Raw genomic sequence first — 13787 nt, forward strand, 5'->3', positions numbered from 1 at the left:
CGGAAACGCGAAGTCACCTAGGGAAACATTTCGTCACGAACACGCCAGCGGCCTTGTCCGAAGGCCCTGTTTTATGCAGGTCCGTTTTGTCCCATTTCCGCGTGAATAGAGGTTAGGAGAGCCTTTCCAGCACAGCGTCGTATCTTTCGAGCGCGATCTCGGCGAGCACCTTCGACGGCAGTAATGGAGCCGCAACAATGTCCGCGCCCGCTTTGCCCAGCTGGTCGTGGAAATAGCCGGTAGCCAAGAGGTACGAGGCAATGAAGACCCGGCCTGTCCCACCGTCTTCGGCGAGTTCGGCACGCAAGGAGGCGACGCCGTCGGGCACTGTTGGCTGGGCACTGGCGCCATAGGCGACGCGCACCTTGTTCGGCAGCAGCTCGGCGAGGAGTCGCGCCTGCTCTTCCGAGTCCACCGAACCGTCCGGCAGGGACGATCCCGCGGCAGCCAGCAGCACGCCGTCGTTCTCCTGCAACCCAGCCGCACGAAGGTGGGTGGCTAGCAGCTCAGCCAGCCGCGGGTCCGGCCCCAACGGCCTAGCGGCCACTACTTCGGGCCGGGGCTTGATGGCTTTTGGAACGTCCACTTTGATGTGGAAGCCGGTAGAGAGCAAAAGCGGTACGACGACGGCGGGAGTCCCCTCAGGCAGGCCCTCCACCACACCGCCCAGCTCGGGTTCCTGGACGTCCACGTAGGCCTCAACCACGCGCAACCCGGGGCGGAGTGCTTCGATTTCGGCCATGACGCGGCGGATGGCAGCTTGGCCTTCGGCGTTGCGGGTTCCGTGGGCGCAAGCGATCAAAACGGGGCTGTTCATGGGAGCTAGCGTAACGTTGAGCCAGCACCTGTTGTTAAGCGCGTTAAGAAAGAACCCGTCCACTTGATTTCCTTTGACATTGTTCTTCTTTGGCTTGACCTCATCGGCGTGTTCTTTTTTGCTGTGTCAGGCTCGTTGTTGGCGGCCCGGAAGCAGTTCGACTTCGTGGGATCCATACTTCTCGCGTCCATCGCGGCACTGGGCGGTGGCGTAATCCGTGACATCGTGATCAACGCCGGTCCCCCTATCGCTTTCACCAACCCCGCGTACCTGGCCCCGCCGTTGTTGGCTGCGCTGCTGGTTTACTACTTGTTTTCCTCCGTGCAGCGCTTCACCTCTCTGCTGACCCTGTTCGACGCCGGCGGGCTGGCGTTGTTCTGCATCACGGGCACGCTGAAGGCAATCGGCGCGGGCATGAATCCGGTGGCCGCGATCCTGCTGGGGGTCACCACTGCCGTGGGCGGTGGCCTGCTCCGTGACATCACCGCAAATGAAATCCCTACCTTGTTCAACAACCGCGACATTTATGCGCTGCCGGCCTTCGCGGGCGCCGGCTTGACCACGTTGTTATGGAACCTTGGCTTGTTCAACGGGATTACCGCCTGTGTCATCGCGGGCGTTGTTTTCGCTTTCCGGGTAACTGCATGGCGACGCAGTTGGTACGTGCCGTTGGCTGTGCGGGGATGGCATCGCGCAGGTACTCGCGGGGGCGCAATTTCAGGTCCCCGGGATTAGCTAGGATAAGAGCATGACTGACATGTTCCTCGAGAAGTTCCGCGCGCTGGTCCCAAAGTATCTCGAGGATGAATGGCAGGAAGAAGACGGCCTCACGCCGGCTGAGCTGGACGACGCCTTGGCCGATCACTCCTTCACCATCCCGCTGGTTCTGCGCGAGTTCTACCTTGCAATCGGTGGCTGCGAGGACCTCATGGAGGCTTACCACTACTTCTGGGACCCTGAGGAACTTGAGGTTGATGACGAAGGCTTCCTCATGTTCCTTGAGGACGAGGACGAGCAGTTCACGTGGGGCTTCCGCACTGCCGATCTCAGCATTCCGGACCCCATCGTCTGGCGCCGCAATAACGCCCGCGGCCAGTGGAAGAGCGAAGAAGGTACGTTCTCCGAGTTTGTGTTCGACATGTTCGAGTGGGCATTCAACGACGACGAAGACTAGCCCCCGCCCTTTTTCCGCAGCCCCTTCCCACCCATTCCGGGTTGGGTAGGGGCTGTTTTTTGTAGCCTGTGTGCGGCCACCACCCACATTGATTCCGGAACACCCCTGACACGCCCTTCGCGGGGCGTGTCGCCTGAGTCTTTCGGTCAAAGTTGGTGGTGGCGGTACCACCGTTAGGGGCTCACGACGGCGGAACCCACCCTGGTGCGTATCGTGCCGGAGCGTATCGGCCGACTTCCCTATTGAGCAGGACTGTCAGGACTTCGGCGACCATTCTCTCCGGATGGTGCACGACGTCCACGTAGTAATAGTGGAGCGTCAAAAGGCCTCCCCGCATGCCCGCGTTGTTCCTGTATTGGTCCTTCTTGACCTGTTTTCCCTCAAGGTGAGTCCCGCCGTCGAGTTCTACTATCAGGCATTCATTGATCAAACAGTCCACCTCTCCCACACCGGGCACGTCCACGTGCATACGGACTCGCAGACCTGCTCGCGTGAAGTGTGTATGGGCCAGCACCTCCAAGAGGGAATCGGCACGAGGTAGAACCAAGAGCAAGGTCTCCCGAACCTTACCGTTCCGGTTGCCGGGAAGCTTCGATCTCAGGAATTCCGCTGACAGGAGCGCCTGGCTAACTGCGCTCTGCACCATGACCAGTGCCTCAAGTTCAGGGAGGCATCTGAGGGCGTGGATCACCACATCGGCTACCCCGGCAACTGGTAGATACGGGTGGGCCGGGTGTAGGCGGTCTCCGTGGTGGACTACGCCCCGTCTCGCTAGTCCAGTACTGCAACTGAGATGAAGCGGCGCAGCTGCCGCGAGGGTCCACAGGCGATAGAAGCGCGCTGCCGAGATGCAGGTAATTAGTCCGTCGGATCGAAAGGCGGCCACGACGTCGGGATCTGATTCCTTGGACGTATAGACGCCACGATGAAGGCGGGTCACGCGGCCGTCCCTCACAGCATTTGCGAGCATTCGACGGGTAAAACCGGCAGTCAACAGGGTCTGAGTGATGGCTGCTCCGCTCCGGCTTCGGAGGAAATCTTCGATGTTCATACAGCCATGCTGGCTTTGGTGGGCAGTTTGCGGTTGCTGAGAAGTCCCGTATGTGGACAACTCCGTGTACCTCCACCACCCCCTTTGAACACTCAGAAGGCTGCAACACACCCTTAAATCGGCGTGTCCGTCGCTTCCGAAATTCGAAGTTGATGGCGAAGGACCGGCGATTGGCTGTAAATCGTGCTGCACCATCACGAAAACCGTTGACCTAGAGAGTTGCATATGTGACAGGATTGTCATAAGCTTTTCACGGATCCACTAAATGCCTCCGGTGGGTCTGATGCGAACGGAGATTGTGGTCCCGGTTCGGTGCAGCGTATGACTCGTAACGTTGCAGCGAGCCGGGGCCATTCCGTTTAAGCCCGGAGGTTGTGCGTCGAGCCGAGAACGCCCACCACCCACTTTGAATCCCCAAAGCACCCAACACGCCGTATCCGCCGGCGTGTCACCGCCCCCGGACGGTCAAAGCCGGTGGTGTAGGTACGCCCTCCCAGACCGGCTCGACTAGAACGTGGGCAACAAAAAAGCAGGCGCCCGGACTAAAAGAGTCCGGACGCCTGCGAAAGACCAGGAAAACCTAGCTGCTGCGGTCCACCACCGCATGGGCGAAGTTGGTCAGCGAGGACTTTACAACGCCCTCCGGCAGCGGATCCAGGGCCGCTACGGCTTCGGCGGACCACTGGCGGGCGATCTTCCAGGACTCGTTGGTGACGGGGTGCTCGCGGAGTCCGGCCACGGCCTCGGCAAGGGCAGCATCTGAGGACAAGTCGCCGTCGATCAGTTCCAAAAGGGCGGCAGCGGAGGCATCCCCCGCAGCAGCATCCCGGCGAAGCAGCAGGACGGGCAGAGTGGGTACGCCTTCGCGGAGGTCGGTGCCCGGGGACTTGCCGGACTTGACCTTCACACCGGTGACGTCAATGACGTCGTCGGCCAGCTGGAAGGCCACGCCAACTTTCTCACCGTATTCCACCAGCAGATCCTCGTAGGATTCGTCGGCACCGGCGAAGATCGCACCCAGCTGGCCGGATGCTGCAACCAGCGAGCCGGTCTTGTCGGCGATGACGGACAGGTAGTGCTCCACAGGATCTTCGTCTTCGCGCGGGCCCACGGTTTCGTGGAGTTGGCCCAGGCACAGCCGCTCGAAGGTACGCGCTTGAATACCCAGAGCACGGGAACCGAGCTCGGACACCAGGATGGAGGCGCGGGCAAAGATGAGGTCGCCGGTAAGGATGGCCACAGAGTTGCCCCATACTTCGTGGGCGGTGGGAGCACCGCGGCGGAAGGGAGCGGAATCCATCACATCGTCGTGATACAGGGTGGCAAGGTGCGTGAGCTCAACAACAACAGCGGCCTGAACAACCTCGGGACGTGAAGCATCACCAAGGTGCGCACACAGCAGGGTCAGCAGCGGACGAATCCGTTTGCCACCGGCCTCCACCAAGTGGCGGGACGTGGCGTCGGCCAGAGGGTCCGAGTTTGAGATGGCTTCACGCAGCTTCTTCTCAACCCGGGCGAGGTTGGTGGTGATGGCAGGGCCGAGCTCAGCATCGCCGGCAATGGCAGCGAAACCGGCGGGAAGCTGGAGTCCCGTTGCGATCGCGGTGGTGTTGGGAGCAGGCTCAACAGTCTGCGGCAAGCCGTGCCCGGCGTGCGTCCAGCTGTGTTCGGCAGAGTTCGTCACGGGTTAACCCTAACTAGTTGTTGCGGAAACCGCGGAGTCGGTGCCTGCCGGCGTAAGGGCGCGGGCAGAGGAAGTGTTTGATGTTGCCGGAACCAGCATCTCGAGGACCCTGATAACACGGTCTTCGAAGCCCTTCGCGGAGGGATCCGTGAGGTTCGCGAGCATTCGAACCACAAAGCGCATAAGCACAGGGATGGGCATTCCCGTGCGCAGTGCAAGCTTCATCACGGCAGGCTTCCCAATGAGCGAAGCAAAGAGACGGCCCAAGGTGAAGTGTGAACCCCACTGGTCCCGCACATAGTCCGCGTACCGCGAAAGGTGGGCATCGGCGTCGTGCGCTGACCAACCGGCCGAGGCCGAACGCGACGAAGCGTCAATCAGGAACTCGGCCGCGAACCGCGCTGATTCCATCGCGTAGGAGATGCCCTCGCCGTTGAAGGGTGAGACCATGCCGCCGGCGTCGCCCAGCAGGAGCAGCCCCGGAGAGTAGTGCGGCGTGCGGTTGAAGCCCATGGGCAGTGCTGCGCCGCGGATCTCCCCCACCTGATTTTCGGGCGTGAAGCCCCATTCGGACGGCATGCCGGCGGTCCATTCGCGCAGGACCTGCTTGTAGTCGAGCTTGCCGAATTCCTTGGACGAGTTCAGGATGCCAAGGCCCACGTTGGAGGTGCCGTCGCCAACGCCGAACACCCAGCCGTAGCCGGGCAGCGGCTTACCGGACTTGCCGGGAAGTTCCAGCCAGCCTTCCATCCAGTCATCCTCGTGCCTGGGCGAGGTGAAGTAGGTGCGCACAGCCACGCCCAGCGGACGGTCGTCGCGCTTGTGCATCCCCAGCGACACCGCGGTTCGCGTCGAGTTACCGTCAGCGGCGAGTACGACGTCGGCGTGGAAGTCGCGCGTTTCGCCCGTCTTGCGTCCGGACTCGTCCAGGATGGAGGCGCGGGCGCCAATGACACGGCCGTCGTCGGCAGTCAGCGCGGAGGTGACGCTGTGACGTTCAAGCACGACGGCGCCGGCGGACTCAGCGTGACGGGCGAGGGCTTCGTCGAAACCGAGCCGGGTCCGGATCAGGCCGTAGGTGGGAAAGTCTGAAACCTCGGGCCACGGCAATTCGATGGTGCGGCCGCCGGCAATGAGGCGAAGGCCCTTGTTCCGCCTCCAACCCTCCGAAACATCATGAGGCAGCCCGAGCTTCTGAATCTCGCGGACCGCACGAGGAGTCAGGCCATCACCGCACACCTTTTCACGGGGAAACGAAGTCTTTTCCAGCACCGTGACATCAATGCCCTGCTGGGCGAGGTAATACGCGGCGGTGGACCCGGCCGGGCCTGCGCCAACAATCAGTACTTTCACGACGTCCTAATCAACAGGCTGTGCTGGTTAGCCGGCTTGGTGGCGCGGCTTGATCTGGCGGCGAAGCTTAGCCACCGGAACACTTTCGCGGTGCTCGGCAGGCTTCTGCGCGCGGTGCACGGCAACAATGCCGCCACTGAGGTTGCGGTAGGTGACATCCGTCCAGCCGGCATCCTGAAGCCACTGGGCCAGGTGGTCCTGATCCGGCCAGGCACGGATGGACTCTGCGAGGTAAACGTAGGCGTCCGGGTTGGAGGAGACCTTGGTGGCGATGGCCGGAAGCGCACGCATCAGGTACTCGGTGTAAAGGTTCCGCCACAAGGGAACAACGGGGTGTGAGAACTCGGCAATGACCAAACGGCCTCCGGGCTTGGTGACCCGCAGCATCTCTTCGAGCGCCTTGCGGGGTTCCACCACGTTGCGGAGGCCGAAGGAGATGGTGGAGGCATCAAAGCTGTTGTCAGCGAAGGGCAGGTTGGTGGCATCACCGGCAATGAAATCGATGTCCGGGCGGCGGCGCTTGCCTACCTTGAGCATGCCCAGGGAGAAGTCGCAGGCCACTACGTCCACGCCGGCATCGGCGTAGGGTTCGCTGGATGTTCCCGTTCCGGCGGCAAGATCCAGGACTTTCTGACCCACCTTGACGTCCATGGCATCAACCACGATCCGGCGCCAACGCCGGGTCTGCCCCATGGACAGGACGTCATTGACGACGTCGTATTTTGGGGCGACATCATCAAACATCGTCGCAACTTCGTCCGGACGCTTTTCCAAGGATGCTCGGTTCACCTTGTAATTGTCTCAGACATTCAACCGACTTTGCTGCGCTGTAGAAGTCGGCTCAGATTCTGGCGGACCACGGGAGTACTGTTGTTCCATCATGACGAGCACGCTCCGCACCTTGACAGTCCCCCTCGATGTTGAATCATCCTCCGGGGGGCTGCCGTCATTTCTGGTGCGGGACGACGTCCTGTGCTGGTCCCGCCGCGAGGCCGGCCTGGTTGGCTATGGCGAACTGACCCGCTTCAATGCCACCGGTCCCGAGCGGTTCCTTGAGGCCGATATCTGGTGGCGGCACCTCATTCTTGAGGCGGAAATCACGGACCTGGTGGAGGTTCCGGGCACCGGTCCGGTGGCTTTCGGCTCCTTTGCCTTCTCCAAAACCTCCCCGCACGTCTCCCGCTTGATCCTTCCGGAGCTGGTGATCGGCATCCGCGACGGCCGTGCCTGGGCCACGCAGCTGACGTTCGACGACGCCCCCCTCACGCAGGAAGGCGTCCTCGCCTCAGTTGACCGCTGGCTCACTGAGCCCGAAGCCCTTGGCGAGGATTCCACGGCAGGAGGGCCCGACGTCGGACTCTCACCTGAGGTGATTGCCGCGGATGGTTCCGCCGGTCACCTGAGCAGTGGCTCCCTGAGTGAGGCCGCTTGGATGCAGGCAGTATCCAACGGTGTGGAGGAAATCCGCGCCGGAAAGCTGGAGAAGCTTGTGTTGGCTCGCGACGTCGTAGCTAACCTTCCGGAGGGCGTCAACGCCGCGGAGGTACTTCGCCAGCTTGCCGCGAGGTACCGCGAGTGCTGGACGTATGGCGTGGATGGGCTCGTGGGTGCTACGCCGGAGATGCTGATTCAGGTGGAGGGCCGCACGGCGCAGGCACGCGTGCTGGCAGGAACCCTGGATCGCCGCGACGCGGACGGCATGGACGGATCCCCCATGGAGTATGCCGAACGGGTATTGGCTGGTTCGGAAAAGCAGCGCCACGAGCACGAGATCGCCATTGATTCACTGACCCGGCAGTTGGCTCCCTTCTCGGAAGCCATGAATTCCCACAGCGAGCCGTTCATTCTTGAACTGCCTAACGTGTGGCACCTGGCCTCGGATGTGAAGGCTGAACTGGCCGATATTGAGGGGCACGTTCCTACCTGCCTTGCCCTGATCAACGCGTTGCATCCCACGGCGGCAGTCTGCGGAACGCCCACCTTGGTGGCCGGTGCCTTGATCCGCAAGCTCGAGCATCTGGATCGCGGCCCGTACGCCGGGCCGGTTGGTTGGCTGGACGCTGCCGGCAATGGCGAGTGGGGCATTGCACTGCGTGGGGCGGTCATTGAAGACGCCAACACGGTGCGCCTTTACGCCGGTTGCGGGATTGTCGAAGGCTCCGTGCCGGAAGCAGAACTGGCGGAGACGTGGGCGAAATTCCGGCCGATGCTGGAAGCCCTCGGTATTCGACGCTGAATCTGGGATCCCGGACTGATTGCCGCTTGCGCCGCTTGCCAAAACGCTAAAGTAGTTATCCAATAGTGAAACTTAGTTTCCTGTGATGCACATCTCAGGTTCGGCGCTACACTAAAACCGACTCAGTTCAGCATCCACCGCAACAAAAGGTAAACAACATGCAGATCTCCCGTTCGGTTCTGTCCGGCACCAAGATTGCCGCCGTGCTCGCAGCCGGCGCCCTGGCCTTGACCGCCTGTGGTGGTTCCTCCACCCCCGCTGCCACCAACGAATCGGGCCTCGCGCTCATCAACGCCGGCAAGCTCACGGTCTGCTCGGACGTTCCCTACGAGCCCTTCGAGTTCCAGAAAGACGGCAAGATCGTCGGCTTCGATATGGACATCGCCGCCGAGATCGCCAAGGACGTCAAGGCCGAACTCAACGTGGTGGACAGCTCCTTCGAAGCAATCGAAACCGGCACCGCGCTGACCGGTTGCGATGTTTCCATCTCCTCGATTTCCATCACCGACACCCGCAAGAACGTCATGGACTTCTCCACCCCCTACCTCGACGACGACCTGACCCTCGTGGCAACGTCCGCTTCCGGGATCACCAACCTTGACGGCGCAAAGGGCAAGAAGGTGGGCGTCCAGCAGGCAACCACCGGCGCCCAGTACGCCAAGGACAAGGGGATTGACGCCCAGCAGTTCGAAGACTCCGGCCTCCTGGTCCAGGCGCTCAAGGCCGGCACCATTGACGCCGCCGTGGGCAACCAGTCCGTCCTGGGCTACGCCATCAAGGACGACTCCAACCTCAAGCGCGTTGAAGACTACGCAACGGGCGAGAAGCTGGGTATCTCCATCAAGAAGGGCAACACGGCCATGGCCGACGCCGTGAACGCAACCCTCAAGCGCATCACCGATGACGGCACCCTGAAGAAGTTCGAGACCACCTGGTTCGGCGAAGCCACCAAGTAGTCCGGGCTCCGGCTCCCTAGATCACGCAGGCGGGCCCCGAAACGATCTGTTCAGGTCCTTTCGGGGCCCCACCTGCGCAACATGAATGTGAGAACCCCATGGCAATGACTGCACGTCAACGAGCCAAAGTCAGTTTGTACGTCCAGGCCGGAATCTTCGTCGTGGTTGTGGTCGCAGTGATCCTTGCTGTGGACTGGAAAACCATTGGCAACAGCGTCTTCAACTTCGCCAAGATCGGCCCGATGTTCCCGGATATCTTCCTGGTGGGCCTCAAGAACACCCTCATCTACACGGCCCTCGGATTTATTGTGGGCTTGTCCGGCGGCCTCCTGCTCGCCCTGATGAAGCTCTCCTCCTTCCCCTTGTACCGCTGGCTCGCCACCGGCTACATCGAATTCTTCCGCGGCGTTCCCGCCCTGCTGGTCTTCATCGCGTTCGGCTACGGCGTTCCCCTGGCCTTCGGAATCCAGTGGGACGTCAACATCATCGTCATGGTCTCGCTTGGTATGGTCGCTGCCGCATACATCGCTGAAACCCTCCGCGCCGGCCTCCAGGCCGTGCCCAAGGGCCAGATGGAAGCAGCCCGATCCCTGGGCATGCCGCACTGGCGCGCCATGATCTCAATCGTCATCCCGCAGGCTTTCAAGATTGTCCTGCCCCCGCTGACCAACGAGATCATCCTGCTCACCAAGGACTCCTCGCTGATCTACGTTCTGGGCCTCACCGCCTCCCAGTACGAGCTCACCAAGTTTGGCCGCGACGGCATCTCCAGCCTCGGCGCAGGCCTCACGCCTCTGCTCGTGGCCGGCGCTTTCTACCTGGTCATCACCATCCCCTTGAGCCTCCTGGCACGGAAGTTCGAAAGCCGCTCCGCGCGGACCAAGCGATAGGCAGGACAGTCATGAATAACTCCACCGGGAGCACGTCCACCGTTCAAGCCGCCGGCGTAAGCATCAAGGACCTGCGCAAGTCCTACGGCAGCAACGAGGTCCTCAAGGGCATATCGCTGACCGTGGAACCGGGCCAGGTTGTTTGCCTGATCGGCCCCTCAGGTTCGGGCAAGTCCACCCTCCTGCGCTGCGTCAATCTGCTCGAACAGCCCAACGGGGGCACCATCAACGTGGGTTCGTTTGAAGCCACTGACCCTGACGTGGACCTCAACAAGATGCGCCGGAACGTTGGAATGGTGTTCCAGCACTTCAACCTGTTCCCGCACCTGAGCGTCCTGGACAACTGCACCATCTCCCAGATGAAGGTCCTCAAGCGCTCCAAGTCCGAGGCCGGCCAGGTGGCACGCCGCAACCTTGAACGCGTTGGTTTGGGACACCTCGCTGACCGTTTCCCGGACCAGCTCTCCGGTGGCCAGCAGCAGCGTGTCGCCATTGCCCGCGCGCTGTCCATGGACCCTCAGCTGATGCTTTTCGATGAGCCCACCTCCGCGCTCGACCCCGAAACCGTGGGCGATGTCCTGGCCGTCATGCGCAAGCTGGCCCAGGAAGGCATGACCATGCTGGTGGTCACCCACGAGATGGGCTTCGCCCGCGAAGTTGCCGACCGCGTGGTCTTCATGGACGCCGGTGTTGTGGTGGAAGAAGGGCCGGCGGAGAACGTCATCAGCGCCCCCACCCAGCCGCGCACCAAGGAATTCCTGCGCCGCGTCCTGGACCCCACGCATATTGACGTGGTGGAAGACTAAAGCCTTTCCAGCGCATCCTCGTAGCGCCACTAACGGGAGGGTGACACCCATATTCGGGCGTCACTCTCCCGTTTTGCGTCATTTGGGTGTCCCAGGAACGCACGACGGCGGCGGCGCACCCTTTCACGCCCGGCGCACCCTTTGTTCACCCGCAGCGCACCCCTACGCGCCATCCGCACCAGAGGTTACGGGTGCGATCGGCGGGAACGGTAGCGATACCCCTTCCTACGCCGACCAACGAATCCGCGTGCCCAGTAACGCGCGACGGCGGCGGCGCACCCCTTCGCGCCCGGCGCACCACTCCTTCACCCGCAGCGCACCCCTACGCGCCATCCGCACCAGAGGTAACGGGCGCGATCGGCGGGAACAGTAGGGATACCCCCTCCTACGCCGACCAACGAATCCGGGTGTCCCAGTCAGGCACGACGGCGGCGGCGCACCCCTTCGCGCCCGGCGCACCACTCCTTCACCCGCAGCGCACCCCTACGCGCCATCCGCACCAGAGGTAACGGGCGCGATCGGCGGCAACGGTAGCGATACCCCCTCCTACGCCGACCAACGAATCCGGGTGTCCCAGGAACGCACGACGGCGGCGGCGCACCCTTTCACGCCCGGCGCACCACTCCTTCACCCGCAGCGCACCCCTTCGCGCCATCCGCACCAGAGGTAACGGGCGCGATCGGCGGGAACGGTAGCGATACCCCTTCCTACGCCGACCCACGAATCCGGGTGTCCCAGGAACGCACGACGGCGGCGGCGCACCCCCTCGCGCCCGGCGCACCACTCCTTCACCCGCAGCGCACCCCTTCGCGCCATCCGCACCAGAGGTTACGGGCGCGATCGGCGGCAACGGGTGCGGGTTGGGCGGAGCGGGGTCAACCTGCCGTCAGGACTTTCCCCACTGCGGCCGAGATTGCTTCTTTGATCCGGGCGTGGAGTGCACGGAGATCCGTCCGGTCCACGCGCACTTCCACAATGGTGCGGCCCTTCACCGGTGACTGAAGAGCCTTGGCGAGATCCGCCGTCGTGGTTACTGCTTGGTGTCCGACGCCGTATGCGGCCGTGAGTGCCGCAATGTCCACGGAGTGCGGGGTAGCGAAGAGTCGTTCGACGGCGGTGCCGTAAGCTCCGGAGTCTTCCACGGCACCGTGTTCGAGAAGGCTGAAGATGGCACCGCCGGAGTCGTTGAGCACCACGATCCGGAGGTCCGGCACGGGCTCTCCATGGCCCAGAAGGAGTCCACCGGCGTCGTGGAGGAAGGTGACGTCGCCAAGCAGGACAGTGGTTTCGCGGCCACTGCCCAAGGCGATTCCGGTAGCGGTAGCAATGGTTCCGTCGATGCCCGCCAAGCCGCGGTTGGCGTAAACCGTGGCGATGGGTTCGGTGTGGGGTTGGCCGGCGAGGTCCACGTCACGGATGCCATTGGAGGAACCGAGCACCAACTGCCCGCGGGTGTGCGCCCAGACGGTAGCACCCACCGATGGGCCGGTTGCGAGGTCCTCCCCCGCGAGCACGCCGTCAAGGCCATGTTGGGCTGCAGCGCCCGCGAGGAGCCAGGAATCCAGCCATTCGGCAGAGCCACAGCCAGCGAAATCGGCGAGTTCCGGCAGAGTTTCGAGGGGGGTTTCGCGGCGTCGGCCCGCCTCATACCAAGCAACGGGAACGGGCTGGTAAATGGCGGATTCAACAGACTCACGCGCCAACAAGGAAGCCACGGGGCGGGAGAGAGTCGCCCGACCGAACAGGACAACCCGCTCAATCGGCGCGGGAGAATCCGGACCGAAATGGGCCAGAAGGACCCTATACGGGCCAACGGCATTTGGACCAAAACGTGCGTTGGATGAAGGCTCCGCCAACAAGGGCAGTCCATGGGCGCGGGCGAATGCTTCAGCTACGGGTCCGGCGTCGTGGCCGGCGAGGACCACGGTGCGTCGCTCAGCAAGTTCGCTTGATGCTGCCGGGAGGTCCAATGCCTGGGGTCCGGCGTCGTAATGGAACACGCCACGGCCCGCTGCGGCGGGAAGGGCATCGCCCTCGGCCGGTACCAAGGGATCGCGGAAGGCGAGGTTCACCTGGACAGGACCGGGAGGGGTGTCTTCCAGGGCGCCAGTAGCCGCGTAGAGGGCAGTGGCAATCGCCTTTTGCGGATGGTCACCGGCAGGGACGTCGACGGCGAATCTCACGTGATCGCCGAAAAGGTCCAGTTGGATGGTGGTTTGGTTTGCCCCGGTGCCGTGAAGTTCTTCTGGACGGTCAGCGGAAATCACCACCACGGGGACAGCGGAATGATTGGCCTCCATGACAGCGGGTAGCAGGTTGCCCACCGCTGTCCCGGATGTGGTCACCACTGCCACGGGAGCTTGGGTGGAGAGGGCAAGTCCCAGGGCAGTGAATCCAGCATCCCGCTCGTCAATGCGAACGTGGAGCCGGACACGGCCTGCTGCTTCAGCTTCCGCCAGTGCGTACGCCATGGGTGCCGAACGTGAACCGGGCGCTACCACCACGTGCCGCACACCGCCGTCGAGCAGTGCCGTAACGGCGATCCGTGCGGCACCGATGGATGTCAGAGAGTCCTGGGAAGTCACCGTTCCAGTCTATTGGCGCAGCCAGACCCGTTCGCTCTCTCACATCACTAGCGCTTCCGGCCAACCGTCTCTCACCCAGGTGACGTTAGGCTTCCTTGACGTCCAGGACTACCTCGTTATGGCGGAGGAACCAGGGCTTGAAGGGAGGGCCAAACCGGGCGAACCTGGGTAGACCCGCCGATGTCAGTCCGGACAACAAACTCAAGAAATAGTCCTCATCCGCACCTCGACGTGA

At 62.8% G+C, this 13787-nt stretch carries 12 protein-coding genes and 1 pseudogene; 6 read left to right on the top strand and 7 right to left on the bottom strand.

Translation table 11 applies throughout. From position 1 onward, the window contains the following. Positions 1 to 112 precede the first annotated feature (112 nt). Positions 113 to 880 carry a sirohydrochlorin chelatase gene (locus ABI796_RS14640; protein ID WP_141281862.1) on the bottom strand — a complete coding sequence of 256 codons (768 nt, stop codon included), beginning with the start codon at positions 878 to 880 and terminating at the stop codon, positions 113 to 115. Between ABI796_RS14640 and ABI796_RS14645 the strand changes: the two genes are divergently transcribed. Both ABI796_RS14645 and ABI796_RS14650 read left to right on the top strand, forming a co-directional pair. Beyond that, a complete protein-coding gene (locus ABI796_RS14645; protein ID WP_141281864.1) occupies positions 881 to 1552 on the top strand; it encodes a trimeric intracellular cation channel family protein in 672 nt (223 codons plus the stop codon). It abuts the gene before it with no gap. 13 nt (positions 1553 to 1565) lie between these two features. Then, the gene (locus ABI796_RS14650; protein ID WP_062073394.1) at positions 1566 to 1991 is read left to right on the top strand and encodes a hypothetical protein; all 426 of its coding nucleotides are present in this window, start codon (positions 1566 to 1568) and stop codon (positions 1989 to 1991) included. 181 nt (positions 1992 to 2172) lie between these two features. Here ABI796_RS14650 and ABI796_RS14655 read toward each other — a convergent pair whose 3' ends face one another. The 4 genes from ABI796_RS14655 to ABI796_RS14670 form a co-directional block, all read right to left on the bottom strand. Further along, entirely contained in the window at positions 2173 to 3042 is an 870-nt protein-coding gene (locus ABI796_RS14655) for a type IV toxin-antitoxin system AbiEi family antitoxin domain-containing protein (protein WP_141281866.1), read from the bottom strand. Positions 3043 to 3622: 580 nt separating this feature from the next. Further along, on the bottom strand, positions 3623 to 4726 hold the full coding sequence (locus ABI796_RS14660) for a polyprenyl synthetase family protein (RefSeq protein WP_141281868.1): 1104 nt from the start codon (positions 4724 to 4726) through the stop codon (positions 3623 to 3625). Between the two features lie 9 nt (positions 4727 to 4735). Beyond that, positions 4736 to 6079, bottom strand: a complete 1344-nt coding sequence (locus ABI796_RS14665; RefSeq protein ID WP_141281870.1) for a geranylgeranyl reductase family protein — start codon at positions 6077 to 6079, stop codon at positions 4736 to 4738. A gap of 27 nt (positions 6080 to 6106) precedes the next feature. Beyond that, the gene (locus ABI796_RS14670) at positions 6107 to 6868 is read right to left on the bottom strand and encodes a demethylmenaquinone methyltransferase (protein ID WP_141281872.1); all 762 of its coding nucleotides are present in this window, start codon (positions 6866 to 6868) and stop codon (positions 6107 to 6109) included. Between the two features lie 91 nt (positions 6869 to 6959). Here ABI796_RS14670 and ABI796_RS14675 point away from each other — a divergent pair, with 91 nt between their 5' ends. The 4 genes from ABI796_RS14675 to ABI796_RS14690 all read left to right on the top strand — a co-directional run bounded on the left by ABI796_RS14675 (position 6960) and on the right by ABI796_RS14690 (position 10967). Further along, positions 6960 to 8315 carry an isochorismate synthase MenF gene (locus ABI796_RS14675; protein ID WP_141281874.1) on the top strand — a complete coding sequence of 452 codons (1356 nt, stop codon included), beginning with the start codon at positions 6960 to 6962 and terminating at the stop codon, positions 8313 to 8315. A gap of 158 nt (positions 8316 to 8473) precedes the next feature. Then, positions 8474 to 9271, top strand: a complete 798-nt coding sequence (locus tag ABI796_RS14680) for an ABC transporter substrate-binding protein (RefSeq protein WP_141281876.1) — start codon at positions 8474 to 8476, stop codon at positions 9269 to 9271. A gap of 98 nt (positions 9272 to 9369) precedes the next feature. After that, on the top strand, positions 9370 to 10161 hold the full coding sequence (locus tag ABI796_RS14685) for an amino acid ABC transporter permease (protein WP_141281878.1): 792 nt from the start codon (positions 9370 to 9372) through the stop codon (positions 10159 to 10161). Positions 10162 to 10172: 11 nt separating this feature from the next. Continuing rightward, positions 10173 to 10967 (top strand): amino acid ABC transporter ATP-binding protein, encoded by a 795-nt coding sequence (locus tag ABI796_RS14690; RefSeq protein ID WP_141281880.1) that lies wholly within the window; start codon positions 10173 to 10175, stop codon positions 10965 to 10967. A gap of 875 nt (positions 10968 to 11842) precedes the next feature. Here the strand turns inward: ABI796_RS14690 and menD are convergent. After that, positions 11843 to 13552 (bottom strand): 2-succinyl-5-enolpyruvyl-6-hydroxy-3-cyclohexene-1-carboxylic-acid synthase, encoded by a 1710-nt coding sequence (gene menD / locus ABI796_RS14695; RefSeq protein ID WP_141286559.1) that lies wholly within the window; start codon positions 13550 to 13552, stop codon positions 11843 to 11845. A gap of 85 nt (positions 13553 to 13637) precedes the next feature. Continuing rightward, positions 13638 to 13748 (bottom strand): annotated as a pseudogene (locus ABI796_RS14700) (heme-binding protein); the annotation flags it as partial. Between the last annotated feature and the right edge of the window lie 39 nt (positions 13749 to 13787).

The sequence above is a fragment of the Paenarthrobacter aurescens genome, from assembly GCF_041549525.1.
GTDB lineage: Bacteria > Actinomycetota > Actinomycetes > Actinomycetales > Micrococcaceae > Arthrobacter > Arthrobacter aurescens.

Bases quoted from the DNA above. Each gene is read 5' to 3' on its own strand.
- ABI796_RS14680 (WP_141281876.1), top strand. From the start codon at position 8,474: ATGCAGATCTCCCGTTCGGTTCTGTCCGGCACCAAGATTGCCGCCGTG.
- ABI796_RS14685 (WP_141281878.1), top strand. From the start codon at position 9,370: ATGGCAATGACTGCACGTCAACGAGCCAAAGTCAGTTTGTACGTCCAG.
- ABI796_RS14690 (WP_141281880.1), top strand. From the start codon at position 10,173: ATGAATAACTCCACCGGGAGCACGTCCACCGTTCAAGCCGCCGGCGTA.
- ABI796_RS14655 (WP_141281866.1), bottom strand. From the start codon at position 3,042: ATGAACATCGAAGATTTCCTCCGAAGCCGGAGCGGAGCAGCCATCACT.
- ABI796_RS14650 (WP_062073394.1), top strand. From the start codon at position 1,566: ATGACTGACATGTTCCTCGAGAAGTTCCGCGCGCTGGTCCCAAAGTAT.
- ABI796_RS14675 (WP_141281874.1), top strand. From the start codon at position 6,960: ATGACGAGCACGCTCCGCACCTTGACAGTCCCCCTCGATGTTGAATCA.